At 49.1% G+C, this 25,357-nt stretch carries 22 protein-coding genes; 6 read left to right on the top strand and 16 right to left on the bottom strand.

What is annotated here, in order from left to right:
- Positions 1-79: 79 nt before the first annotated feature.
- Genes pcoS through pcoA form a run of 6 tightly spaced genes read right to left on the bottom strand, consistent with a single transcriptional unit; the run spans position 80 to position 6,279 of the window.
- The gene (pcoS, locus tag SK53_RS19570) at positions 80-1,480 is read right to left on the bottom strand and encodes a copper resistance membrane spanning protein PcoS (protein ID WP_001211180.1); all 1,401 of its coding nucleotides are present in this window, start codon (positions 1,478-1,480) and stop codon (positions 80-82) included.
- Positions 1,477-2,157: a copper response regulator transcription factor PcoR gene (pcoR, locus tag SK53_RS19575; protein WP_001188930.1), complete on the bottom strand. Its 681-nt coding sequence runs from the start codon at positions 2,155-2,157 to the stop codon at positions 1,477-1,479. Before pcoR ends, pcoS begins: the two co-directional genes overlap by 4 nt.
- 54 nt (positions 2,158-2,211) lie before the next feature.
- On the bottom strand, positions 2,212-3,090 hold the full coding sequence (gene pcoD / locus SK53_RS19580; RefSeq protein ID WP_229692861.1) for a copper resistance inner membrane protein PcoD: 879 nt from the start codon (positions 3,088-3,090) through the stop codon (positions 2,212-2,214).
- A gap of 55 nt (positions 3,091-3,145) precedes the next feature.
- Complete coding sequence (gene pcoC / locus SK53_RS19585; RefSeq protein ID WP_000025662.1) at positions 3,146-3,526, bottom strand: copper resistance system metallochaperone PcoC; 381 nt, start codon at positions 3,524-3,526, stop codon at positions 3,146-3,148.
- Between the two features lie 39 nt (positions 3,527-3,565).
- Positions 3,566-4,456, bottom strand: coding sequence for a copper resistance outer membrane transporter PcoB (gene pcoB / locus SK53_RS19590; protein ID WP_001378118.1), 891 nt, complete (start codon positions 4,454-4,456; stop codon positions 3,566-3,568).
- Positions 4,457-4,461: 5 nt separating this feature from the next.
- A complete protein-coding gene (pcoA, locus tag SK53_RS19595; RefSeq protein ID WP_000925240.1) occupies positions 4,462-6,279 on the bottom strand; it encodes a multicopper oxidase PcoA in 1,818 nt (605 codons plus the stop codon).
- 234 nt (positions 6,280-6,513) lie between these two features.
- Between pcoA and SK53_RS19600 the strand changes: the two genes are divergently transcribed.
- On the top strand, positions 6,514-6,963 hold the full coding sequence (locus tag SK53_RS19600; protein WP_001023257.1) for a copper resistance protein: 450 nt from the start codon (positions 6,514-6,516) through the stop codon (positions 6,961-6,963).
- 288 nt (positions 6,964-7,251) lie between these two features.
- Positions 7,252-7,989, top strand: coding sequence for a peptidoglycan DD-metalloendopeptidase family protein (locus SK53_RS19605; protein ID WP_023314989.1), 738 nt, complete (start codon positions 7,252-7,254; stop codon positions 7,987-7,989).
- A gap of 33 nt (positions 7,990-8,022) precedes the next feature.
- On the opposite strand, the gene SK53_RS19610 is transcribed toward SK53_RS19605, so the two are convergent.
- From SK53_RS19610 to silC, 7 genes are all read right to left on the bottom strand, one after another.
- Positions 8,023-8,220, bottom strand: coding sequence for a DUF2933 domain-containing protein (locus tag SK53_RS19610; RefSeq protein WP_000843494.1), 198 nt, complete (start codon positions 8,218-8,220; stop codon positions 8,023-8,025).
- 40 nt (positions 8,221-8,260) lie between these two features.
- Positions 8,261-10,708, bottom strand: a complete 2,448-nt coding sequence (gene silP / locus SK53_RS19615; RefSeq protein ID WP_023314990.1) for an Ag(+)-translocating P-type ATPase SilP — start codon at positions 10,706-10,708, stop codon at positions 8,261-8,263.
- A gap of 126 nt (positions 10,709-10,834) precedes the next feature.
- Positions 10,835-11,275 (bottom strand): DUF411 domain-containing protein, encoded by a 441-nt coding sequence (locus tag SK53_RS19620; RefSeq protein WP_000758225.1) that lies wholly within the window; start codon positions 11,273-11,275, stop codon positions 10,835-10,837.
- 86 nt (positions 11,276-11,361) lie between these two features.
- Positions 11,362-14,508: a Cu(+)/Ag(+) efflux RND transporter permease subunit SilA gene (gene silA, locus SK53_RS19625; RefSeq protein WP_000574029.1), complete on the bottom strand. Its 3,147-nt coding sequence runs from the start codon at positions 14,506-14,508 to the stop codon at positions 11,362-11,364.
- Between the two features lie 10 nt (positions 14,509-14,518).
- Positions 14,519-15,811: a Cu(+)/Ag(+) efflux RND transporter periplasmic adaptor subunit SilB gene (gene silB, locus SK53_RS19630; RefSeq protein ID WP_000157620.1), complete on the bottom strand. Its 1,293-nt coding sequence runs from the start codon at positions 15,809-15,811 to the stop codon at positions 14,519-14,521.
- 113 nt (positions 15,812-15,924) lie between these two features.
- A complete protein-coding gene (cusF, locus tag SK53_RS19635; protein WP_001246155.1) occupies positions 15,925-16,278 on the bottom strand; it encodes a cation efflux system protein CusF in 354 nt (117 codons plus the stop codon).
- 27 nt (positions 16,279-16,305) lie between these two features.
- A complete protein-coding gene (gene silC / locus SK53_RS19640; RefSeq protein ID WP_048209908.1) occupies positions 16,306-17,691 on the bottom strand; it encodes a Cu(+)/Ag(+) efflux RND transporter outer membrane channel SilC in 1,386 nt (461 codons plus the stop codon).
- A gap of 189 nt (positions 17,692-17,880) precedes the next feature.
- On the opposite strand from silC, the gene silR reads away from it, so the two are divergent.
- The 4 genes from silR to SK53_RS19665 all read left to right on the top strand — a co-directional run bounded on the left by silR (position 17,881) and on the right by SK53_RS19665 (position 21,209).
- Entirely contained in the window at positions 17,881-18,561 is a 681-nt protein-coding gene (silR, locus tag SK53_RS19650; protein ID WP_000697968.1) for a copper/silver response regulator transcription factor SilR, read from the top strand.
- The gene (gene silS, locus SK53_RS19655) at positions 18,554-20,035 is read left to right on the top strand and encodes a copper/silver sensor histidine kinase SilS (RefSeq protein WP_000555736.1); all 1,482 of its coding nucleotides are present in this window, start codon (positions 18,554-18,556) and stop codon (positions 20,033-20,035) included. The genes silR and silS overlap by 8 nt, the downstream gene beginning before the upstream one ends.
- 244 nt (positions 20,036-20,279) lie before the next feature.
- A complete protein-coding gene (gene silE / locus SK53_RS19660; RefSeq protein ID WP_000790485.1) occupies positions 20,280-20,711 on the top strand; it encodes a silver-binding protein SilE in 432 nt (143 codons plus the stop codon).
- 147 nt (positions 20,712-20,858) lie between these two features.
- Positions 20,859-21,209 carry a CopM family metallochaperone gene (locus tag SK53_RS19665; protein WP_000647571.1) on the top strand — a complete coding sequence of 117 codons (351 nt, stop codon included), beginning with the start codon at positions 20,859-20,861 and terminating at the stop codon, positions 21,207-21,209.
- A gap of 168 nt (positions 21,210-21,377) precedes the next feature.
- Here SK53_RS19665 and SK53_RS19670 read toward each other — a convergent pair whose 3' ends face one another.
- From SK53_RS19670 to SK53_RS19685, 3 genes are all read right to left on the bottom strand, one after another.
- Positions 21,378-23,204, bottom strand: coding sequence for an AAA family ATPase (locus SK53_RS19670; protein ID WP_001239419.1), 1,827 nt, complete (start codon positions 23,202-23,204; stop codon positions 21,378-21,380).
- Positions 23,205-23,767: 563 nt separating this feature from the next.
- Positions 23,768-24,067 (bottom strand): helix-turn-helix domain-containing protein, encoded by a 300-nt coding sequence (locus tag SK53_RS19680; RefSeq protein WP_001097216.1) that lies wholly within the window; start codon positions 24,065-24,067, stop codon positions 23,768-23,770.
- A 352-nt stretch (positions 24,068-24,419) separates the two neighbouring features.
- Positions 24,420-25,346 (bottom strand): hypothetical protein, encoded by a 927-nt coding sequence (locus SK53_RS19685; RefSeq protein WP_000262423.1) that lies wholly within the window; start codon positions 25,344-25,346, stop codon positions 24,420-24,422.
- Positions 25,347-25,357 lie beyond the last annotated feature (11 nt).

A 25,357-nucleotide genomic window follows, 5' to 3' on the forward strand; every position in this document is an offset into this window, starting at 1 on the left:
ATAAAAAACCGCCTCTGTTTATCGCGTGACTGAATGATGACAATTTTGTCACCTTCCAGGTTTCTCCTGAACAACGGGATTAATCCATTAACAGGCGCACTTTGAACACAATTTCACGCCCCTGCTGTTCTGCTGACAGCTCGCCGCCGTGAGCATGAATGATCGACCTTGTAATTGATAATCCCAGCCCCGCGCCTTCCGTGTTGTAGAACCTTGATGAGTCTGCGCGATAGAACCGGTCAAACAAACGTTCCAGATTAGCGGGAACCTGGCCGGACATCGTATTCGTAATCATCACGTTCACACAGTCACTGTCACGCTCAAGGTGTATCGCTGTACAGGTGTTATCGGGAGAATACTTGATTGCATTGGAAAGCAGGTTACTGAAAGCACGTCGGAGCATATCGCTGTCTCCGGCAACAACGCCCTCTCCTTCAACCGTGATTGTCTTTCCTGTTTCGTCTGCCAGGGGCTCGAACAACTCACGTAATTCATTCAGTTCGGCTGCCAGATCCACATCATGTTTATCCAGCCGCAGCAGACCATGCTCTGAACGTGCCAGAAAAAGCATGTCACTGGTCATTCGTGACAACCTTTTCAGTTCTTCCAGGTTAGCGAATAAAATTTCGCGGTAATGCGAAACATCCCTTTCCTTAGCCAGTGCAAACTGCGTCTGCATCATCAGATTACTGACTGGTGTGCGCAGCTCATGCGCGATGTCAGACGAGAAATCTGACAGTTTCCGGAATGCCCCCTCCAGGCGATCAAACATATTATTGAACTCCTGCATGGTCTCAGAGATTTCCGGCGGAGCCAGATCGGGATTTAGACGCTGATCCAGGCTGTGTACGGTCATGGAGGAAGCCAGACTGGTCATTTCCCGTAGCGGTTTCAGACCAATACGTGTGGTCAGCCAGCCCAGAAAAACAGAAATAAAGACCAGACCGATATTGAACCAGAACAGCCAGGTACTGAGTTTGTCCATAAACAGGGTGTGATACCCAGTATCCGTGGCAACCGTAATGATGACATGTTTGCTTTTACCCTGTTCCGGCGTCACGGCAACCCGCCGCGAGATACTGCGGTACACGGTGTTATTTTCTTCCGTCTGGATCATATAGTCGAGAATATCACCCGACTTATTAAGCAGGACCGCTGGAACAACAGAATTTTTGGCATAGAGTTCAACAATTTTTTCATTTTCCATGTTTTTTATAGAAATGAATAAGCCATTGTGCCCCACCATCGCATCGTTTATTTTTTCTGATAATGACTTAATATCCGTTTTGTTCCTGAACGTCTCTGTTTTAAGAAACTCTTCGGTGAGCTGAAGTTTACCTGTCAGAAAATCGCGGTCCTGATTATCGAAATAGCCATTAAGGGTGCTAATCAGGATAAAACTTGATAACCACCATACCGTAAGCATCACCGCAGAAAAAATCAGGCTCAGGCGTGTGGTCAGGGAAATTTTGAACCTCACTCTTCTCTGATCTCCAGGACATATCCGGCACCGCGAACGGTATGGATCAGTTTTGGCTCAAAGTCATCATCAATTTTACTTCTCAGACGTCTCACGGCGACATCAATCACATTCGTATCACTGTCAAAATTCATGTTCCAGACCAGGGACGAGATAAGACTCCTGGGTAACACTTCTCCGGTGCGTTGCAGCAGCAACTCAAGCAGAACGTATTCTTTACCGGTGAGATGGATCTTCTTCCCCGAACGGATCACGGTCCGGCGCACCATATCAACGGTCATATCGGCGATGGTGCAGACTGTTGCGGCCTGCGAGCGTGCCCGGCGCAGTAGGGTTCTTACACGTGCAACCAGCTCCGTAAAATCAAAGGGCTTAATCAGGTAGTCATCTGCGCCAAGCTCCAGTCCTTTCACTTTGTCCCGCACGTTGTCCTTTGCGGTTAAAAACAGGACCGGTTCTTCGTGCCCGGACTCCCTCAGTGCGCTGATGATTTGCCACCCGTCGAGGAAAGGCAGCATCACGTCCAGTATTATCAAATCATACTGTCCCTTCGACGCGGCCCCGAGACCATCGCGGCCATTATTAAAGAGATCGGCCTGATAGCCTTCCTCAACCAGTCCCTGCTGCAGGTAACGACCTGTTTTTTGTTCGTCTTCAACGATTAAAATACGCTGCATGGTCAACTCGCTGATATGAAAGTAAAAATCTCACGCATGAGCTTTGGCTGTCCCCTAGCTGACCTGAGACGGAGCAAGCATTCCGAGCCACGCTACGGCGCCCAGAATGATAATCGCAACAACGAATTCTGTCAGGATGCTGTTTCGCATCAGGGCAACGCTGCGATCATAATTCCCTTCCCTGACCATAACTTCAAGCCGGGGACCCAGGTGAAACCGGTTTGCTGCAGCCAGAAGAAGCATCAGAACAAACAGAGCCGTCTTGGCAAGCAATATCCTCCCCCAGGAACTGTTGAATAAGGGAGTTAAGTTACCCTCAGCAATATACAGATAGTTGACCAGCGCACTCAGGATCAGGGCTACAACAATCACCGTTCCTGCCGTGGCAAATTTTGCCAGGGAGTCAGATATCACAATGACGCTCTGTGCATTATGCTCGTTTCTGCGCATCAGCAGGATAGCAAATGCAACCAGAGCACCTGTCCAGGCACCTGCAGCGCCGAGATGGGTCAGATCGCTCAGTAAATGGAGATAGTAATGCAGACCGTCATGCATAACGGCGTGTCCTCCCCAGGCAAGTGTAGCCAGCGCCACGCCCCCACTCATCGTCATCAGCAGGCAGGACAATACTCTCTTATTAGTGTAAAGGAACAAAGCACCGAGTGTGGTAAACAGGGCACAGAGCCTGACAATCCAGCTAATACCCACATCAGTTTCTTCTATCACCATCTCGATAACATGGATGGATAATTCTCTGAGGTCAGTTACTCCACTCATGGCATTAGATACCAGGAGCATATTAATGCCAGTAAGAATGATGCCTGTAACAACAGCAAAAGTTATAAACGACCTGAAATTAGTCAGGTTATAGGTTTCATGTCTGACACCGCTTATTCCATATATCTGAAAAAATGGCAATCCAAATATTACCATCAAATCCAGATAAAGAAGAAAACGAATAACAATCATAATCAGGTCGTTCATAATATTACTTCACTGTAAAGGTGTAATTACCGGTAATAGGGTGCGTATCTGAAGAAACCGCGCGCCAGTCAACACGATAAGTGCCAGCGGGTAAAGGCTCTCGCGGAATAATGACCATCGATTTAGGGTCAGCGCCTGGCGCCACTTTTGCCGCGACCGGCATCGGAGAATGTGATGACATGCCTTTCATACCCGTCATCGTTAATTTTGCACCTGAGAATTTCACGGTCAGATTTTCCGAGAAATTAAGCTGAATCTTTTCCGGGGCCGCTACGGCTGAATCAGCCTGTGGCACAGAGCTTTTTAATTCCGGATGGGCCATAGCAGAGAAAGCAACGCCCATAACGAGGCCACCTGTAAGAATGGCTTTATTTAAAATCGACATTTTATTTACCTGTTTAGTTGAGTGTTTTATATCAGTGCGTTAAAACCAGATTCTGGCTCCCGCCAGGAATACTACCTGATGGTCTTTCTCACCTTCTCTTTTCGCCATATCGGATGTTTTCCCGTAAAGTTGATTCCAGGAAACGCCTATATAGGGTGCAAACTCACGGCGTATTTCATAGCGCAGCCGGAGCCCCAGCTCTGTGTCAGTCAGTCCCCTGCCGCGACCCCGCGATTCATCATCCTGACTGTAGAAATTCACCTCATAGGATGGCTGGAGTATGAGCCGGTTAGTCAGTAAAACGTCGTATTCTCCTCCCAGACGAAGGGCTGCTTTTCCGCCATTACTGACAAAACCCGTAATTTCAGACTCAAAATTATAGAGTGCCAGCCCCTGAAAACCGACAGCAGCCCAGGTCCGGGCAGAAGCAGGTCTGAAATCCTGCCTGACACCCGCAACCAAATCCCACCATGGGCCAACCGCATGTCCCCAGAGTAACTGCGCTTCAGCCGCCTCCGTTTCCCCATTGCTTCGTTCACCTTCACTCTTTAGCCAAATCCGATCTGTGTCGCCTCCAATCCAGCTGTTAACACTCCAGCTGAAATTGTTGGTGTTATCCGACCGTTGCCATTCCAGTTGATCCAGCAGAACCAGATAATTAATCGCACTGTCGTGAATCGCATGCCCCTGTAAATTGCCGAATGCAGCCTTCCGGTCGGCATCGGTAACAGGCGGAATTGGCGTTCTGCTCTCAGTTACAATGGGCTCCATTGACGTCATCTCAGTGAAATTCTCATCTGCTGGCATCTGCATGGCAGACATGTCGTGCCCGGCGTGGGGATCTGCAGAGACGGAGCCCGCCGCAATAGAAAGCTGTGAGGTAAACAAACCGGCGACCAGAACAGGTATGGCCTTCAAATTTCTCTTCATTCGCATCATTCCTCCACCCGGACTTCACGAAACATTCCCATTTCCATGTGATAGAGCAAATGGCAGTGATACGCCCAGCGGCCAAGCGCATCTGCTGTCACTCTGTAACTGCGTTTTGTACCAGGGGGAACATCTATTGTGTGTTTACGAACCATGAAATTACCGTTTTCATCTTCCAGATCGCTCCACATACCATGCAGGTGAATGGGGTGAGTCATCATGGTATCGTTGATCAGCGTGATCCTGAGCCGCTCACCGTATTTCAGCAGCACCGGTGCGGCATCTGAAAACTTGATTCCGTTAAATGACCAGGCAAACTTTTCCATGTGGCCGGTTAAATGCAGTTCTATGGTACGGCCAGGTTCACGTCCGTCAGGATCCTCAAAGCGGCTTTTCAAATCCGCGTACGTGAGAACCTTTCTTCCGTTATTTCGAAGACCAATACCCGGATCATTTAACTTCGGAGAGACGCTCATCGCCTGCATATCAACCAGTGGGTTATCCGTTTCTGACGCAGGATGACTTTGCATACCCGGCATTCCGGCCATCCGGGAATGATCCATACCGGCCATGCTGCTGTGATCCATGGGCGCGGAGGATGTCCCGCTATCCGGAAGGTCAGCACCATCCATAGACATCATCTCTCCGCTGTTATCCATGCCTCCCATCTGGCTGTGGTCCATTCCTGCCATATCATGTCCCATTCCCCCCATACCCATATCTTCCATGGTCAACAGAGGACGGGGATCGAGGGGGGGAACGGCAGCACTTAACCCCTCTCTCGTGGCCAGTGTCCCTCGAGCGTAACCGGTCCTGTCCATGGATTGTGCGAAGATGGTATAGGCCTCACCCTGAGGCTCCACAATGACATCATAGGTTTCGGCAACGGCAATCCTGAATTCGTCAACGGTAACCGGGTTTACATACTGGCCATCTGCAGCCACGACCGTCATTTTCAGCCCGGGGATACGGATATCGAAATAGGTCATTGCCGAGCCGTTGATAAACCGTAAGCGTATCTTTTCACCGGGACGGAACAGTCCGGTCCAGTTTTTCAGCGGGGCCTGCCCGTTCATGAGATAGGTGTAGGTGTAGCCACTGACATCCGCGAGGTCAGTCGGATTCATTTTCATTTCAGCCCACATTTTCCGATCGGCAATGGTGGCTGACAGCCCCCTGGTATTCACGTCGCGGAAAAAAGAGCCAACGGTTGGTTTATTGAAATTGTAGTAATCCGACTGTTTTTTTAATTTTTTCAGCAGGCTGTGAGGATTTTCATCGGTCCAGTCAGACAACATGACCACATGCTCACGATCGTAAGTAAACGGTTCTGGCTCCCCGGCATCGATGATAATGGCACCGTATACCCCCTCCTGTTCCTGCAGACCGGAATGGCTGTGGTACCAGTAAGTCCCGTTCTGCTTAACCTTAAAGGTGTAAACGTAGGTATCATCAGGCTCTATGCCCATAAAACTCAGCCCCGGAACACCATCCATATTGGCCGGAAGAATAATGCCGTGCCAGTGAATGGACGTCTGTTCATTAAGACGGTTTTTGACCTTCAGGGTAATGGTGTCACCTTCTTTCCAGCGAAGAACGGGCCCCGGCAGGCCTCCATTGATTGTTTTGGCCTGACGCTCACTGCCCGTGATATTGACGGCCGTTTCACCAATGGTCAGGTCAAACTGAGTACCCTGCAGGGATGCGGCAACTGGCAGGCTCAGACTGGAACGCGCATTGAAACTCCATACGCCAAGACTTCCGGCTACGCCAGAGAGGGTTAACCCCTTCAGGAAAGTTCGTCGAGACGTTTTCAACAGCATGCGCATTCCCTTATTTAAAGTATGGTTACTGACAGAATTCGAGAACCGATTTAAATTAAATTACTGGTTCATCCACTTACAATGAAATGAATCTAGCACACCTTAAGAAACAAATTCATTACAATCGTGTAATGTACATAGCTGTATTACATTTACGTCATCTTCCCCACAGGTTGATTATTTTTATATATGATCATAAGGACATCTTTTATGTACCTCAGAAGGTAATTACACATGAATATATTAATCACGACCACTGCGTTTACAGCTTTATTTTGTGGGGCAGCTTTTGCTCAGTCCAGTGATATTGCCCATGAAGCACATCGATTTGTTAATAATGCCTCAGCCGTCAGTCATGTGAATTCCTCGACGCATGAAAACTTACCGGACAGGGTTAATAAAAACAACACGCCCTCATTCTCTGAAATGAATGAACATGAAAGGGCCATTGTTGCTCATTCATTTATGAACAACAGCGCGTCCTATGCGCATCAGAAAATGATTGAGGAACATAAAAAAATGCTGTCCGGCAGTGATGCAAATTCAAAGACCTCGTCTTCTTCTTTTAACGAACTGAATGCCGGAGAAAAAGCCGCTCTCGTGCATGAGCAGGTCAATAATGCCGGTGCGGAAGCACATCAGACGCAGGCAAGAAAGCTTCGCGGGCTGTATTCGACCAGGTAACTGCAGGCGGGTTAGTGCTTAGCGTCAGGTGCGCAGCAGGGCTTTACTGACGGGTTACGTAGCAGGACATGAGCCCCATATTGCTCTGCCGTAACCTGTTTCAGTCCCGTTAATCATCACCGTCGGGCTGGTCATACAGTTCCCAGAGCTTCAGGAGCAAACGGGAAACAAGATATGTTACAAAAATGACGACCATCAACGGTGCTCCCGATTAACTGACAGATGACACGCCTCCTGAAAACCCCTAGCATACGCCGCAGTGTTCATGCTAACGGCGAATTCCAGTAAATGTATTCTACCGATGTCGTAAAAGAAAATGCCTACCTTTCAGCCACCCGCTCGGGGCTGGAATCGAACGAGATCGCTACTCTTCAGCGCTCCTTGCCTTCCCGGTTTAATCTGCGGCATTTGAAAAAAAATGAATCATTAAAACTCGTACTGCAAAAGAAAGCGGGAAAATCACGTGTCGTGGCCTATAAATTTACGTCCGGTTCATTTAATTACACGGCGTATCGTATATCAGATAAAAAGTTCTATAACCTTTCCGATACTTCCGGGAAAGGCAGTCTCGATTATCCGTTACCGGCCACAGCAAGACTCAGTTCGCCTTTCAATCCTGCAAGACTTAACCCGGTATCGGGAAAAGTGAGTCCCCATAATGGCATTGATTATTCCATGCCCATGAACACGAAAATAGTCAGCGTCATCGACGGAAAAATCACCCGGGCCGAACACAACAGTACCATGGGATATTTTGTTGAAGTAACGGGAAAAGCCGGTGTTAAAACTCGCTATCTCCACCTCAATAAAATACTCGTTACTAAAGGGGCCAGGGTTACACGGGGAGGTGCTATTGCGTTATCCGGTAACAGCGGACGTTCATCCGGTCCTCATCTGCATTACGAGCTGGTCATCAATAACAACCCTGTTAACTCTCTGGCGTTCCGGGCAGCGGCACCCGCTGATAACAAACTCGAACAGCATGCCTTTGCGCATGCCAGAGACTACGAACGATACCTGGACTGATAACGGGACCGCGACGCGGCCCCGTCTGCCGGATTAATTTTTTTTATCGTTTTCACTTCCGTGATGTTGATGATCTCCATGCCCTCCGTGGCCGTGGAAAAGATGCATTAGCGGGCAGACCAGCAATAACAGATATGGCCAGTAACCTGCCACATGTGACCAGTGTTCGCGCAGGAGGGCAAATGCCGCGATCGCGGCGACAGCAATAAGCGCATAGGTGGTACTTTTCATACTGGACTCCTTCTGTTCGTAACTGACCCTTCACTCAGTGTTATTTCCCGAGCCTGACACTTTTCAGACGCAACGCATTCACAATGACGCTGACGGAGGAAAGAGCCATGGCCGCCGCCGCAATAACTGGCGACAGCAGTATTCCATACACAGGATAAAGCAGACCTGCAGCCACAGGCACGCCAAGTGCGTTGTAGATAAATGCAAAAAACAGATTCTGACGGATATTTTTCATGGTGATCTCTGACAGATGACGGGCCCTGTTCAGTATCATCAAGTCGCCTTTGAGAAGGGTGACTCCGGCACTTTCAATTGCCACATCTGTACCCGTTCCCATGGCTATACCCACGTCAGCCGCTGCCAGCGCCGGGGCATCATTCACACCGTCTCCGGCCATCGCAACCACATGGCCAGACTCTTTCAGTCGGGTTATCACTGCTTTTTTGCCATCCGGCAGAATTCCGGCTTCAACCTCATCTATTCCCAGTTTCCGTGCGACTGCTTCAGCAGTAAGCTGGTTATCCCCGGTGAGCATAACGATGCGGATCCCCGCCTGACGCAAAGCTTTAAGCGCATCCGGCGTGGTTGTTTTCACGGGATCCGAGATAGCTATCAGGCCTGCAAGGTCCCCGTCTGTGGCCACATAGATAACGGTAGCGCCTTCCATCCGCAACGTATCCGCAACGGCCTTTTGATTATCAATAACTATACTGTTTTCCTGCATAGCCAGTTCATTACCAATAACAACCCGTTGACCTTCGACATCGCCTGAGACACCTTTACCCGACGGTGCATCGAAATGAGTGACTGCGGGTATTGCGATCCCCTTTTCCTGTGCTGCTTTAACTACTGCCATACCCAGCGGATGCTGCGAGCCTTTTTCCACTGCGGCTGTTACACGCAAAAGAGATGTTTCCCCACCCGGATTGAGACTGATAATCCCTGTCACCGTAGGCGAACCTTCCGTGAGCGTGCCTGTTTTGTCGACAACCAGCGTGTCCACTTTTTCAAGACGCTCAAGGGCTTCGGCATTCCTGATTAACACCCCGGCCTGGGCTCCTTTGCCCACCCCCACCATTATCGACATCGGCGTGGCCAGCCCCAGCGCGCAGGGACAGGCAATAATCAGGACCGACACAGCCGCAATGAGACCGTGCGCCATCCTGGGCTCGGGCCCCCAGACAGACCAGATCACGAAAGCAACAACCGCGATAAGTATCACCAGAGGAACAAACCAGCCTGAAACGCTGTCAGCCATTCTCTGGATGGGGGCACGCGAACGCTGTGCATCAGCGACCATCTGAACAATTCGTGAGAGCATTGTTTCATCACCGACTTTCTCTGCACGGATGATGAGACTCCCTGTCTGATTAATGGTCCCCCCGATGACAGGGTCACCCTCCGTTTTGGTAACCGGCATAGATTCCCCGGTCACCATCGATTCATCAACGGTTGTTTTGCCTTCGATCACGATACCGTCGACCGGAATACTCTCTCCAGATCTGATGCGGAGCTTATCGCCAGGCAGGACATCTTCCGCATTAATATCCGTTTCATGACCGTCATGATCCAGCCGTCTGGCGGTTTTGGGGGCAAGGTTCAGAAGCGCAGTAATGGCGCCTGAGGTTTGTTCCCGTGCCCGCAGCTCAAGAACCTGTCCCAGCAGAACAAGCACCGTAATAACTGCTGCGGCTTCAAAATAAACGGCCACCAGGCCATCCATGTTTCTGAACGATGCAGGAAACCAGGAGGGGAAGACGGTTGCAATGACGCTGTAAACCCAGGCTACGCCGGTCCCCATTGCAACAAGGGTAAACATATTCAGGGAGCGGTTACGTAACGACATTCCGGCCCGGGCGAAGAATGGCCAGCCACACCACAACACGACAGGGGAGGCCAGAAGCAGCTGCAGCCATGTGTTGTACTGTGGCGGTACTGTATTCCTCAACTCGGGAAACAGATGAGATCCCATTTCGAGTACCAGAACCGGAAACGCCAGCAACAACCCCAGCCAGAAGCGTCTTGTCATGTCGTGAAGTTCATCACTCGGCCCCGTGGATGCCGTAGCTACGAGCGGCTCCAGTGCCATTCCACAGACAGGACAGCTTCCGGGACCACTGCGGCGTATCTCCGGGTGCATCGGACATGTCCACACACCTTCAGAATTCTCTTTTTCCGCCTGGTGGTGAGGCTGTTTTATCTGATCAGGGCTGACTTCGTGATGATCGTGGTGATGGTGATGGGAATGTTCACTGGCATCTTCGGTAAGATAACGATCGGGATGGGCTTTAAATTTACTCTCACAGCTGGCGGAGCAGAAATAAAGTTGATGGTCCTGGTATCGAATGCTGCTGTGCGCCCTGTCGGGCAGGATGGCCATCCCGCACACGGGATCTCTCACCTTATGCAATACGTGGCCCTCGTCCGGGGATAATGTCTGCTCAGAAGCAGTCTGGTTGTTGTGTTGCACTGCATTGTCATTTTTCACAGTAACTCTCCTTATGCATACCGAAGCATCTTCTGTCTTCAGGGTATGTCATGGATGCGATTACCACGAATATCGCCGGCACAGGAGTGCCTGCTACCGGCGTCCCGTTATCAGCCGTTCCGCTGACTATTCGATTCGCTGGAAGACTTTTTTACTTCCATCCGGTGAGAATGCGATAACATCGTAAGCCTCTTTTCGGGCTCCCATCTCCATTCCAGGACTTCCTGCTGGCATACCGGGGGTGGCGAGACCGTATATACCTGAACCAGACTGCATTGCCTTATGTATCGTTGTCGCAGGCACATGGCCTTCAATGATCAAATTACCGGCAACCGCGGAATGACAACTTCGCAGTCCTGCAGGAATAGCATGCTTTTCTTTCAGGGCTGACAGCGCCTGATCATTCATGACGTGAGTTCGTACTTCAAACCCGTCTTTTTCCATCGCCTTGCCCCACAGGGAACAACAGCCACAGTTTTCAGATTTGTACATATCAATCACTTTTTCACTCGCCATCGCGGGCAGTGAAAGGCCGAGAGCCAGCGCCATCAGAACCACTTTTTTCATACTCACCTCTGTATATTATCGATTTAAACCCTGACGTCAGGGTGAATCAGTAAAGAAGGACACCCACAGGGGGTGCCCTTTCAGGTTCAGGACACGCTTTTTTTATGTCTGCGCAGCCAGATTAATTTGTAGGCGGCAGGAATAATGAACAGGGACAGCAGCGGAGCCGTGATCATCCCACCAATCATGGGTGCCGCGATACGGCTCATGACTTCTGAACCTGCACCGGTTCCCCAGAGTATTGGCAGCAGACCCGCAATGATCACCGCCACGGTCATGGCTTTCGGCCGGACACGCAGTACGGCACCATGATAGAGGGCTTCATCAAGGCCTTCCGGTGTGAACGTCTCTTTACGGGACAATTCCGGGTGCGCTTCAATGGCATGACGCAGATACATCAGCATGACCACGCCAAACTCTGCTGCCACCCCGGCCAGAGCGATAAACCCCGTTCCGGTTGCGACAGACATATGGAAGCCCTGCCAGTACAGGAACCATATCCCGCCAACCAGGGCGAACGGCAGGCTCATCAGGATCAGCAGGGCTTCATCAACCCGGCGGAATGCCAGATACAACAGGATGAAGATGATCATCACCGTCATCGGCACCATCAGCTTCAGTTTCTTGTTGGCATGCTCAAGCAGTTCAAACTGTCCGGAGAATGACACGCTGGTACCCGGTCTCAGTTTCACTTTCTGACTGATCGCCGTTTTAATGTCATTAACCACCGACACCATATCCCTGCCGCGCGCGTCAATGTAAATCCAGCTGGCTGGACGGGCATTTTCCGTTTTCAGCATAGTCGGCCCGGAAACGACCTTAATATCCGCAACATCGCCCAGCGTGATCTGCTGCTTCATCGGGGTCAGGATCGGCATCTGTTTCAGGGCCTGCGGGCTGTTCCGGTAATCCTGCGGATAGCGGATATTAATCGGGTACCGGGCCACGCCTTCAACCGTTTCCCCTACCGTCGCGCCGCCGATGGCTGATGAGATGAACAGCTGCACATCGCCCACCGTCATTCCGTAGCGGGAGGCTTTTTCCCGGTTGATATCCACATCAATGTAGCGCCCGCCTTCCAGTCGCTCTGCGAGAGCAGACACTACGCCGGGTACGGTTTTGGCGACCGCTTCGATACTCTGCGCCGTTGCATCGATATCGGACAGAACCGTTCCGGACACCTTGATACCTATCGGGCTTTTGATCCCGGTTGAGAGCATATCAATACGGTTACGGATTGGCGGCACCCAGAGGTTTGCCAGCCCCGGTAAACGGACGGTCCTGTCGAGTTCTTCAATAATCTTGTCAATCGTCATGCCTGGACGCCACTGATCCTCAGGTTTGAGCTGGATCGTGGTTTCAACCATTTCGAGCGGTGCGGAATCCGTGGCGGTCTCTGCTTTACCGGTCTTGCCAAATACAGAGGCCACTTCAGGAACGCTTTTGATTAACTTGTCCGTCGTCTGCAGGAGCGCTGCAGCTTCAGCCGGAGAGACACCCGGCAGGGTCGACGGCATATACAACAGGTCGCCCTCGTTAATCTTCGGCAGAAACTCACCGCCCACCTGGCTCAGCGGCCAGATAACGGTGAAAATGGACAAGGCCGCAACCAGCAGGGTTGTTTTTGGCCAGTGGAGAACCCGCAACAGCAATGGATGATACGCTTTGATCAGTACCCGGTTCAGGGGGTTACTGGTCTCTGCAGGAATTTTCCCCCGGATCCAGAATCCCATCAGAATCGGAATGACGATGATGGCCAGCGCGGCCGCGCCCGCCATGGAGTACGTTTTCGTGAATGCCAGCGGGCCAAACAGACGTCCTTCCTGACCTTCCAGGGTAAAGATAGGAATAAAGGACAGGGTGATGATCAGCAGGCTGATAAACAGTGCGGGTCCCACTTCAACGGAGGCATCGGTAATCACCTTCCAGCGGGTGGCGTTGTCAATCTGCTCACCCGGATGCTGATGATCCCACTCCTCAAGCCGCTTATGCGCATTCTCAATCATCACAATGGCGGCATCCACCATCGCACCGACGGCAATCGCTATCCCTCCCAGCGACATGATATTGGCGTTCAGTCCCTGGAAGTGCATGACGATAAAGGCGATACACAGACCAAGCGGCAGAGAGATAATCGCCACCAGGGCAGAACGTACGTGCCACAGGAACAGGGCACAGACGATGGCCACCACGATAAACTCTTCCAGAAGTTTGGAACTGAGGTTATCAATCGCCCGGTCGATGAGCTGGCTGCGATCGTAGGTGGTCACGATTTCAACGCCTTCCGGCAGGCTGGCCTTCAGCGTCTCAAGTTTATCCCTCACTGCCGTGATAACGTCGCGTGCATTTTTACCCGACCGCAGGATCACCACGCCGCCAGCGACTTCGCCCTGGCCGTTCAGCTCGGCAATACCACGCCGCATTTCAGGCCCGGTCTGCACGCGGGCAACATCCCGCAGATAAACCGGCACGCCGTTCTCGCCTGTTTTCAGGACGATGTTATTAAAATCATCAATGCTCTGAAGATAACCGCTGGCACGGACCATATACTCAGCTTCGGCCATTTCAACGGATGAGCCACCGGCCTCCTGGTTAGACGATTCAAGGGCCTGTTTCACTTCGGGCAGGCTGATACCATACTGAGACAATTTTACCGGATTGACCTGAATCTGGTACTGTTTCACCACGCCGCCAACCGAAGCGACCTCAGCCACGTTCGGGATGGTTTTCAGCTCAAATTTCAGGAACCAGTCCTGCAGAGAACGCAGTTCTGAAAGGTCGTGTTTTCCGCTGCGATCGACAAGGGCATATTCAAATATCCAGCCCACCCCCGTGGCGTCCGGACCGATTTCAGAACTCACACCGGCGGGCAGTTTTCCCTGTACCTGGTTCAGGTACTCCAGCACGCGGGAACGGGCCCAGTACAGATCGGTGCCGTCTTCAAAAATGACATACACATACGAATCACCGAACTGTGAAAAACCACGCACGGTTTTTGCGCCAGGCACGGACAGCATGGTGGTGGTAAGTGGATAGGTGACCTGGTTTTCTACAATCTGCGGGGCCTGGCCGGGATAGCTGGTTTTGATAATGACCTGCACATCTGACAGGTCAGGCAAGGCATCGACAGGCGTGTTAATAATCGTCCATGTGCCCCAGATGCTGAGAAACAGGGCCCCCATCATGACCAGGAAACGGTTGGCGACAGAGCGCCGGATAATCCATTCAATCATCGTCGTCTCCTCAGTGCCCTGAATGCATATTTACAGGCTGGTCAGACATTGCTGGCATACTGCTTTCTGTTTTTTCAGGGTGGCGCATACGTTCCAGTGCGCCCGTAATATTGGCTTCAGAGTCAATGAGGAACAGGCCACTGACCACCACGGTATCGCCTTCATTCAGGCCGGAGCCGATGCCGGACTGTTGCTGTGACTCATGCAGAACGTGGATCTGTTTCGGCACAAACTTGCCTTCATCATCAACAGTAATCACGCGCTGTTCTTTGCCGGTATCGATAACGGCCTGGCTTGGTATCAGCAGCATCTCCTGGCTTCTGGTATTCAGTTTCAGATAGGCATTCATGCCCGGCTTGAGAAACTCATCCTTATTAGAAACCTGGAGACGGACCTGAAGCGTACGGGTTGTCTGATCCACGCTGGGAAGAATATTCCATTTTTCGACATGGAATGTTTTATCCGGATAAGCCGGTACCGAAATTTCAAACTGCGACGTATCTTTCAGCAGATAGGCGATAGATTCTGGCACTGCAGCGCTGATCCAGACCGGGTCCATTCCCTGAATCTGAGCCACCACCTTATCTTTCGAAATATTCATGCCGGTGCGCAGGTCAAATGCAGTAATGACACCATCAATAGGTGCTTTAATGGTAAAACGGGTCTGAATGCTCCGGGTAGAACGCAGTCTCTGAATATCCTCTTCCGGCATACCTGCCAGGCGAAGCCGTTCCAGAACGCCTTTAATTTGCGTGGAAGTACCACCGGTGCTGGATAACAGAAGGAATTCACTCTGTGCTTCCACCCAGTCCGGAATGGTAATATCGATAAGTGGCGTCCCCTTCTTCACATGATCGCCAATCGTCATGGGGTAGACTTTTTCGACAAACCCGTCAGAACGCGCCTGCACAATAACAAACTGATACTCGTTATAGCTGACATTAGCCGGGATTGTCTGAGAATAATTCAGCATTCCTCGCGTGACTTTTTGCGTTTTTAATCCCAGATTCTGAACCTGGGTTGGGTCGATACGGATCCCGCCACTGCTTTTATCGCCACTGTCATCAGCATATTTTGGCACCAGGTCCATATCCATAAAGGGCGATTTTCCGGGTTTATCAAATTTGGTATCCGGTTTCATTGGGTCATACCAGAAAAGCACCTTTCGTTCCGGTGCCTTTTGTTCTGTTTTTTCTGTCTTTTGTGCTGAGTTTACATACTGCCAGGCAGTAACCGATATCAGCCCCCCTGCTATGAGGCTGCTGATAATTATTGCAGCATATTTTATCTTTAAAGAAGCCATACAATTTTCCGCTAAAAAATCAAAACACCTGGCATATGCGCCTGACGGTTAACTCACACATATACCTATGTGAATGTACAGGCGCACAGGATGTAATCGCTCCGGACAGCCAATCAGGACTGCGTCACGTTAATGCTTTTGAGTAAGGAGATATTGCCCTGCTGAATAAACGAGAAATCGACATGGTTGCCTGTTTTCAGGGCATTAATAGCATCGTCTGCATTAACAAAAGTAAAGCGCATGGTCATTGCAGGCCAGCCCACCGCTGGAATTGCTTCATGCGAAATGGTGATTTTCTTAGTATTCATATCAATGTCTTTAACGACACCGGTGCCCTTGATAACTTGCTGTACCGAAGCATCACTGGCAGTATTCATATCGCCATGCTGATGTGTTTCAGCATGAAGACCGGCAGAAAACATGACAGAGAAGGCACCAAATAAAACGGCTTTAAGTGAATTACGCATTTTAATTTCCTGATTAATTAAATAAATTTACTCTACCCAACCGCCACCCAGCGCGGTAAACAGATTAATTTCGTTAACCTGCCGGGAATAGGTAAGATCGAGAATGGTTTGCTGGGTAGCGAAGAGGGAACGTTCTGCATCCAGCACTTCGATGTAACTGACAGCACCACTTGCATACAATCCTCTGGCACGCTGGAGAGTTATCTGAAGTGAATCAAGATAACGCTGCTGTGACTCAAGTTGCTGGCTAAGGCTGTCGCGCAGCGCAAGCGTGTCGGAAACATCCTTAAAGGCTGACTGAATTTTTTGTTCGTAATTAACCACCGACTGTTGCTGGCGAATTTCAGCCAGCTTCAGATTGGCTTTATTCCTGCCAGCATTAAATATAGGAATTTCAATTTTAGGGATAAAATTCCACATTCCACTTCCTGACGTAAACAGGCTGGACAGCTCCGTACTGCTTGCGGAAAGACCACTGGTCAGGGTAATTGAGGGGAAAAAGGCCGCTCGCGCTGCGCCAATATTGGCTTCAGCCGCTTTCAGCTGATATTCCGCTTCCATAATATCCGGTCGCTGCAGCAAAATTTGTGAAGACAGATTTGGTGGCAATTTTACTGGGGCTATCTCCCCGCCTTTCATCCCTTTTTCTGACGGAAGTGCGCGGTACGTTCCCAGCACCAGTTGCAGGGCATTGTTTGCCTGAGCCAGATCGCCTTCTCGTTTGGCTATTTCGGCGCGGGTACTTTCGATTTGTCCTCGCGCCTGTTCAAGTGCCAGAACGTTCGTACTCCCGGTCACGAGCTGCTGCTCAACGAAAGCATAGGACTGTTGATAATTTTTCAGCGTTTCCCGCGCAATACGAAGTTGTTCGTACGCCAGTTGCTGGCTGAAATAGCTTTGTGAAACGTTGGATACCAGCAGGATGTGTACGGCCCGACGGGCTTCTTCGCTGGCAAAGTAGTTCTGGCGATCAGCATCACTCATGTTCTTAAGTTTGCCGAAAAAATCGAGCTCATAGCTGAGCTCCAGTCTCGCGTCGTACTCCTGTGTGGTCGGCTTGTCACCTTTCAGACCACCGCTGTATGTTATCCCGGATGAGGCATTCAGCTGGGGATAACGATCTGCATCCGTGACGTTGAACTGGGCTCGGGCCTCTTCAACCTTCAGGGCAGCCATTCTCAAATCACGGTTATTAGTCAGAGCTTCACCGATCAACCGGGTAACCTGGGGATCGACAAAAAAGTTACGCCAGCCCGTATCCTGATAGCCATTTACCGCTGGCGTCAGGCTGTTATGGGACAGTGAAAACTGCTGGGGTACCGGTGCTGCGGGCCGCTGATATTCAGGCGCAAGCGACACGCAGCCTGCCAGGATGAATATCGTGCTAATGCTGAGTAATTTTAATTTGAACATAACGCTTCTCGTCCAGGCAGACCTGGTAAATGGTTCAAATGAAGTCCAGAGTATTGATAGGGGTACTTTACCTAACGCTCTCTGTTTGCCGGGTGACAGGATAATGACAATGTTGTCATTTTTGCTGTAATCCGTTGATAACGATCGTGGGCGCAATAGAATGACATTAGCAGCCAGCCGGGGAGCAAGATGAAAATATTGATCGTCGAAGACGAAATTAAAACAGGTGAATATCTCAGCAAAGGGCTTACAGAGGCAGGGTTCGTAGTGGATCACGCTGATAATGGTCTTACCGGATATCATCTCGCCATGACAGCCGAGTATGATTTAGTCATTCTGGATATCATGCTACCTGATGTGAACGGCTGGGATATCATCCGCATGCTGCGCACTGCCGGAAAGGGTATGCCGGTCTTACTGCTGACAGCCCTCGGCACGATCGAACATAGGGTCAAAGGACTGGAACTGGGTGCGGACGATTATCTGGTTAAACCCTTTGCGTTTGCCGAACTGCTCGCCCGGGTGAGAACCCTTCTGAGGCGGGGAAACACGATGATCACGGAAAGCCAGTTTAAGGTGGCTGACCTCTCGATTGATCTCGTATCCAGAAAAGTCAGTCGCGCCGGAAACCGCATTGTGCTCACCAGTAAAGAGTTCAGCCTGCTGGAATTCTTCATTCGCCATCAGGGAGAGGTTCTTCCCCGCTCCCTGATTGCCTCTCAGGTCTGGGACATGAATTTTGACAGCGACACTAATGCGATCGATGTCGCAGTAAAGCGACTCCGCGCTAAAATAGACAACGATTACGAGACAAAGCTGATCCAGACAGTCCGGGGCGTGGGCTACATGCTGGAGGTCCCGGATGCATAGCAAACCTTCCAGACGCCCTTTCTCACTCGCTCTGCGGCTGACCTTTTTTATCAGCCTGTCCACGATACTGGCTTTTATCGCATTCACCTGGTTTATGCTGCATTCTGTTGAAAATCATTTTGCCGAGCAGGATGTCAGCGATCTTCAACAAATCAGCACCACACTGAACCGTATACTGCAGTCCCCGGTGGATCCGGATGATAAAAAAATAAGCAAAATAAAGGAATCAATTGCCAGCTACCGCAACGTTGCCCTTTTGCTCCTCAATCCCAGGGGGGAAGTGCTCTTTAGCTCAGCTCAGGGGGCGGCACTACGCCCGGCAGTGAATTCAGCAGATTTTAGCGAGCACAGCCGCGCACGGGATGTCTTTCTCTGGACGGTGGAGGATCCTGCGGGACCGATGGATACCGGGTCCGAAATGAAGATGGAAACATACAGGATTATCGCCTCCTCTGGTCAGGCGATATTTCAGGGCAAACAGCAGAACTATGTCATGCTGACTGGCCTATCCATTAATTTCCATCTCCATTACCTCGATGCGCTGAAAAAGAACCTGATTGCGATTGCCGTCGTGATAAGCCTGTTGATTGTTCTGATCATTCGAATCGCTGTCCGTCAGGGGCACCTGCCCCTTCGTAATGTCAGCAATGCCATTAAAAACATCACCTCCGAGAATCTTGATGCGCGACTGGAACCGACACGCGTTCCCATTGAGCTGGAGCAACTGGTTATCTCGTTCAATCATATGATTGGAAAGATTGAGGATGTCTTTACCCGCCAGGCCAATTTCTCTGCCGATATCGCGCATGAGATCAGAACGCCCATCACCAATCTGGTGACGCAGACTGAAATCGCACTGAGTCAGGATCGAACACAGAGGGAACTTGAGGATGTCCTCTATTCCAGTCTTGAAGAGTATAACCGGATGACCAAAATGGTCAGCGATATGCTGTTCCTGGCACAGGCAGATAATAATCAGCTGATACCTGACAGGGTCATGTTTGACCTCAGAGCGGAAGTCATGAAAGTCTTCGAGTTTTTCGAAGCCTGGGCCGAAGAACGCAATATCACGCTCAAATTTAACGGGATGCCCTGCCTGGTTGAGGGAGATCCACAAATGTTCAGAAGGGCGATCAATAATCTGTTATCCAATGCCCTGCGTTATACCCCGGAGGGACAGGCAATCACCGTCTCAATAAGAGAGCAGGAGAGCTTTTTTGACCTTGTGATTGAAAATCCGGGGAAACCAATCCCTGAAGAGCATTTATCAAGGTTGTTTGACCGTTTTTATCGGGTGGATCCGTCCAGACAACGAAAAGGAGAAGGCAGCGGCATCGGCCTTGCGATTGTGAAGTCAATCGTGGAAGCACATCACGGAAGAGTGCAGGTGGAATCGGACGTACACTCAACGCGTTTTATCTTATCCGTGCCCAGACTGGAGAAAATGATTCCGGACACCCAGTGCTGGGAATAAAGATTTAAATGACAAAGATGTCATTAGCCTGTCATGCAGCAAACAGAAGCCATTCGATATAATTAGTGCAACTTATCAGGAAGGCTGGATTGCTTTATCAATATCCGGCGTCAGTGGACGCCAGGAAATGAATATCCAGTCCCCTCCCGGAGAAATAAACACTTCCGAACCTGTTTCAGTTATGGAACTGAAAACACCGGTTGTACTCCCCCGGACATCACTAATTAAGAAATGGAGAGTTATCATGAAAAATATCGTATTAGCATCCTTGCTGGGCTTTGGCTTAATTTCTTCGGCCTGGGCCACTGAAACCGTGAATATCCATGAGCGGGTCAACAATGCACAGGCACCTGCTCACCAGATGCAGTCTGCTGCGGCTCCTGTCGGGATCCAGGGGACTGCACCTCGTATGGCCGGTATGGACCAGCATGAACAGGCCATTATTGCTCATGAAACCATGACGAACGGGTCGGCGGATGCGCACCAGAAAATGGTGGAAAGTCATCAGAGGATGATGGGAAGTCAGACCGTTTCCCCTACCGGGCCGTCGAAGTCATTAGCGGCAATGAATGAGCATGAAAGAGCTGCAGTTGCCCATGAATTTATGAATAACGGTCAGTCTGGCCCACATCAGGCCATGGCCGAAGCGCATCGTCGCATGCTCAGTGCAGGCTGACGGCGAGGGAAGTATCTGTGCTGTCCTTATTTCCTTGATAGATTTTTCCGTAACCGGATATATGGCAACATCTTTGCCCCCTACAGGGGGCATTTTTATCAGATTCTGCTACAGTTAACGGGCATCAACGCTAAAAGGATATTTTTTATGAAAGCCAGAAACACTTTATTTGCAGTATTAATGTTATCCCTGCCAGCGATTTCAGCAGAACATTCAGAAATGAAAATGACTGATATGTCTACCTCGGCTTCGTCACAGGAATATATGGCTGGCATGAAAGACATGCATGACAAAATGATGGCTGCCGTAAATGAGTCCGATCCCGACAAGGCTTTTGCGAAAGGCATGGTAGCGCACCATGAAGGGGCAATAGCAATGGCTGAGACCGAGCTCAAATACGGAAAAGATCCGAAAATGAGAAAGCTCGCGCAGGACATCATTAAAGCTCAAAAAGGTGAAATTGAGCAGATGAATAAATGGCTTGATAGTCAAAAGTAAACATTGTAGAAATGTCACGACAAGCGTGATTTTACATCGTTCCTGGGCGCGGGAGTCGGTTAATCTTTATATAATTCAAACCCGATTAATTTCGGGTTTTTACTACTCTGTACTCCGGTCCTTTGTTGAGGACCGGAATATATGCACCTGAGATGCTTATTTAATACATTATCTCGTCATGGATACAATGTCGCTCAGGATCTCAACCAGCTCGCTTCTCTCCTGCGTTCCGTCATGATAGGTTGATCTTGAGATGATTCTTTCTGATGTCATCTGAGGCCAGAATTTATCTAGTACATTATCGGGTTTCATTCCCACAGCCCGGCCGATTATTTTTTTAGCGTCACAGGTGTCCGTAAACGTGACGGCTACACCAGTAATTTCCTCGATAAGATCCGGGCACAGATAGTTTTCTATCTCACGTTTGCGCGTAGCGAAAAATACCTTACCGGCCTCCTCTACTTCTTTTTTACGCTTCTGGATGGACAGAACCTGTGCAGGGTCTCCCCCAATATCGGAGTCCAGAAATACGCACCAGGGAAGCCCCAGATCTTTGGCCAGATTCAATGTAACCCAGTGTTTGACGCTACCACACCCTCCTATGAGGACTGGCACTATTTTCACGTCCTCCAGAGAGGCTGGCAGCGCACCTGACTGTTTTAATGAACTGGCCGCATGCCTCAGGAAAGTAACATCCGACTTTCCCTCTACCAGAACAATCCCCTGCGCCCTTTCCATACCGGTCTCTGGCAGCACCCCCAGGCTTTCAGTGGCTTCCTTCAGCACTGCGTCATCCGGCATTTTTACTACGGGTTCACCCGCCTCATTTCGGGTAACATAACGTACGCCTTCGACAGGGATTAATCCGGCCAGCGCCGGGACATGGGTGGTGACGATAATCTGACGGTGCGGCTGGCCTGCCAGTGCCAGTAACGCTTTCATCAGCATCATCTGATAGTTCGGATGCTGTGACGTTTCAGGCTCCTCTATGGCATAAATCACATTTCTGGGCGTCCCCGCGACATTCTTTTCAGCCTCAGCCCGAAAAAAATTCAACAGGATAAGCCTCCTTATCCCGCTGCCGCGCTTATTGATGGGGATGCCATTTTCCCCGTCCAGGGTGAAATTGAAGGTCCACTTGGGTTTCTCCTTAAATCGTGGAGTCAGTTCACTGGCGAGTTCGGGGGCCATTTCACGTAATTTATCCAGCGTTCTCTGTGCGACATCCAGGACGCTGTCCTGAATCTCATTTTCCAGCGCTGTAATTTTGTCCTGCAGCGCAGCCTGAGCGTCTTTTACGGCCTGCTGTAAGGGGTTTTTAGCTTCGGAATCCCCGTCGCTGCTTTCCCTGTCGGCTTTGAAAATCGCATACGTGGGCAGCAAATCGAGGATCTTACCCCATAATGATTTTGTGTCGGTTCCGAACTCTTTATCGACATCCAGCATAATTTCCGAACAGGTATAGGGGGCTGCGGCTTCCCTGATGGCCTGACGCCATAACGATGCAGTGCGTTTATCCGCCACATTTTTTTCAACTTCTTTTCCCACCGCCTTGAGCTCAGAAATTTTCATGCCCAGTAAATTTCTCAGGGGCTCCTCATCCGGGTGGATGCAGCGGATGCAGGTCTGCTCCGGTTTTCCTGAGGTCGTTGCTTTAAACGTTTTGACGATTTCAAAATTGCCGTCCTCATTCAGCAGATGTTCTGAGGCGAGCGTGGTCTGCACCCTGTCGTCGATCATGATAAAATCGGGCAGGTCATCAAATTCACAGGCTATTTCAAAACGGCCGTCCCCTTCTCTTAGGCTGAAACAGTTCATGTCATTCTTGTCAGCCTTCATTCCTTCTGTTTCAAAAAAAATAGCCAGCGCTTCCAGAAGCGTTGATTTCCCAAAGTCATTACGACCGACAATACCCGTCATGCTTTCATCAATAATGATTTCAGTAGAGTTTCTGTAGCCTCTGAAGTTTTTCAGTTTTAATTTTCTGAGCCGCATATGAAGTCCTGTGTGTAAGAAAGCGTTTTGCTGCAACCTGAATACAAAATATATTTTCAAATGCCTGCCAACAAGCAGGGATAACCGTTATTCAGAATATCTTAACGACATTTCGGGATTATGATCTGGTCGCGCTTTCAGAACTTTACTGCCCCTCAAAACACCGGAAACTAACTTGTGGTTGGTTACATGGCAAAGTTAAAACTCCAGAATCACGGGTAATGATTTCAATGCTTATTATATTTTTTGGAATTGACTCATGAGCTTTATAATTTAAATGATAATAATAACCATTCTTTTATGCGTAATATTTGCTACTGACACTGATGAATTTAAAAGAAGATAGATTTTCATTTACGGATTATTTCCTAAATTCATCGATAATGTGATCGACATAAAATTTTCACTGAAGAATGAAGAGATAATTTAAGGCCGAGCGAAATAGCTCAAAATGGTGTATTTAACATAACAGAAGAAATGAAAGGCTCTATCGCAACCTGATACTTCAGGCCGCTAAGGGGTTAATCTTGTTGAAGAAAAATTAGACCGGGAAGCGCCAGGCGTCACCATTTCTCCCGCCTGGCTGGAAGTGAAGAATAATTGTGCATAGCTCCGTATTCGGGCTTTGCATCTGACAATGGTTCCCTGGATGAAAGTACGATCTCCACTCCAAGGACGCTGAACACCCTAAACAAACGCTCAAAACCCGCACTTGCAGGGTTGGCCTCTAGTCGGGCATAAGTTTGCTGTGTTATACCCAAACGTTCAGAAACATCTTTTTGCGTCAGTCCATTGGCTTTGCGAAAGCCGATTAAAACAGGACGTAACTGATTCAAAGTCTTCAAAGCGTATTGAGTGTTCATAAGTGACCTTCCGTATCGACGAGTTAACAAGCATAACGCAGGGATTTACAGCATATAGGCTGTAATGCTCATTAACAGACTATAGGCTGTAATACGAATCCTGCCAAGATGCGGCATCTTTCAAATACAAGGCCGTATTGGGTAAGCAGTACACCGTTATATAGCACCCCTTGCCCCTTTGCTGGAGAGGGACCCACGTGATCGCAGGTCTTTTAGACGTTGTTGCTAACCGGCATCATACACAGGTGGTAACCCCCAGGGAAACTCTATGAGTGATAATTTATTCCTGCCCCAGTCAAAATATAAAACCTTATCTAACTAGCTTTCTTAGTATTTTATAAATGAAGTGAAATTAGCGAAGAAGTTTTACATTGTAAAGTGAGCAAAAATATTTACCATTCAACTGGCAAAATTTACAATCTGCAGCCCTTAGCCTGAGAAAATGCACATTAACAGAATAATCATCAAGTCCGATAGAGGCATAACTTACGTCCTCAAAAATATCAGAAATAAATGAGTTGAAATTACAAAAATTAACTTCACTTAACATCTTGAACACCGCAGAAATATATCTATCATGCATTATCTTGACTTCGATAACCTTAGATAAACTTGAATGCGACTTACATTTGAAGAGATCAAAGAGAAAGTAAATCAGCATATTTTTATTGTCCGAAATCCATTTTAAAATTTTATTACGTGCACATGGTAATATATACACTGGATTTTTGAAAGGGTTTGAAACGTCAACCACAAGGGAACAATAACCATGAGGATTTATTCCACTTATAATTAAGTCACTAAGTCCTTTCACTGCATTCAAATAGTTATCAAAACAAACCTCATATAAACTGGTACTATGAACTGCACATTTAGATTCAAACAACCATCTATGACGCAGATAACCAATGCCTTTAGAGTGTATATCTTCAACAATACATTTGTGACAGTAACGAATGTTTGAGATGTTTACCAATGGATATGAATTAGTTATGTGAAAATTTTTCCGACAGGCATCTTCAACAGCGTTAAAATACCCGTAAACACCAGAAGATAACGACACTATATTGGAAGTTAGTATATAACCATTTCTAGTGGCAAGAATGTCATATATATCCTGCAAGCTATGCAATTTGTACATATCAATCAGTTCGAAACGAGGAAAGGCATCGTACCTTAGTGCGCCATGCTTTGATATTATGTTCCTGCAATTGGATAAGTTATACATTATCTGTGAACGCAGAAGAAAACTGTGCCACAATTCATTTTCGTAAACCATATAACTCCCTC

Origin of the sequence: Enterobacter sp. MGH119, assembly GCF_001037675.1 — a bacterium.
In the GTDB taxonomy this organism is placed as follows: domain Bacteria; phylum Pseudomonadota; class Gammaproteobacteria; order Enterobacterales; family Enterobacteriaceae; genus Enterobacter; species Enterobacter hormaechei_C.

Bases quoted from the DNA above. Each gene is read 5' to 3' on its own strand.
- SK53_RS19600 (WP_001023257.1), top strand. From the start codon at position 6,514: ATGAATATATTAATCACGACCACTGCGTTTACAGCTTTATTTTGTGGG.
- cusF (WP_001246155.1), bottom strand. From the start codon at position 16,278: ATGCGTAATTCACTTAAAGCCGTTTTATTTGGTGCCTTCTCTGTCATG.
- silR (WP_000697968.1), top strand. From the start codon at position 17,881: ATGAAAATATTGATCGTCGAAGACGAAATTAAAACAGGTGAATATCTC.
- SK53_RS19610 (WP_000843494.1), bottom strand. From the start codon at position 8,220: ATGAAAAGTACCACCTATGCGCTTATTGCTGTCGCCGCGATCGCGGCA.
- pcoR (WP_001188930.1), bottom strand. From the start codon at position 2,157: ATGCAGCGTATTTTAATCGTTGAAGACGAACAAAAAACAGGTCGTTAC.
- silE (WP_000790485.1), top strand. From the start codon at position 20,280: ATGAAAAATATCGTATTAGCATCCTTGCTGGGCTTTGGCTTAATTTCT.
- SK53_RS19605 (WP_023314989.1), top strand. From the start codon at position 7,252: ATGTATTCTACCGATGTCGTAAAAGAAAATGCCTACCTTTCAGCCACC.
- SK53_RS19680 (WP_001097216.1), bottom strand. From the start codon at position 24,067: ATGAACACTCAATACGCTTTGAAGACTTTGAATCAGTTACGTCCTGTT.
- silA (WP_000574029.1), bottom strand. From the start codon at position 14,508: ATGATTGAATGGATTATCCGGCGCTCTGTCGCCAACCGTTTCCTGGTC.
- pcoA (WP_000925240.1), bottom strand. From the start codon at position 6,279: ATGCTGTTGAAAACGTCTCGACGAACTTTCCTGAAGGGGTTAACCCTC.
- silB (WP_000157620.1), bottom strand. From the start codon at position 15,811: ATGGCTTCTTTAAAGATAAAATATGCTGCAATAATTATCAGCAGCCTC.
- silS (WP_000555736.1), top strand. From the start codon at position 18,554: ATGCATAGCAAACCTTCCAGACGCCCTTTCTCACTCGCTCTGCGGCTG.
- SK53_RS19620 (WP_000758225.1), bottom strand. From the start codon at position 11,275: ATGAAAAAAGTGGTTCTGATGGCGCTGGCTCTCGGCCTTTCACTGCCC.
- pcoB (WP_001378118.1), bottom strand. From the start codon at position 4,456: ATGAAGAGAAATTTGAAGGCCATACCTGTTCTGGTCGCCGGTTTGTTT.
- pcoC (WP_000025662.1), bottom strand. From the start codon at position 3,526: ATGTCGATTTTAAATAAAGCCATTCTTACAGGTGGCCTCGTTATGGGC.
- pcoD (WP_229692861.1), bottom strand. From the start codon at position 3,090: ATGGTAATATTTGGATTGCCATTTTTTCAGATATATGGAATAAGCGGT.
- SK53_RS19670 (WP_001239419.1), bottom strand. From the start codon at position 23,204: ATGCGGCTCAGAAAATTAAAACTGAAAAACTTCAGAGGCTACAGAAAC.
- SK53_RS19685 (WP_000262423.1), bottom strand. From the start codon at position 25,346: ATGGTTTACGAAAATGAATTGTGGCACAGTTTTCTTCTGCGTTCACAG.
- SK53_RS19665 (WP_000647571.1), top strand. From the start codon at position 20,859: ATGAAAGCCAGAAACACTTTATTTGCAGTATTAATGTTATCCCTGCCA.
- silC (WP_048209908.1), bottom strand. From the start codon at position 17,691: ATGTTCAAATTAAAATTACTCAGCATTAGCACGATATTCATCCTGGCA.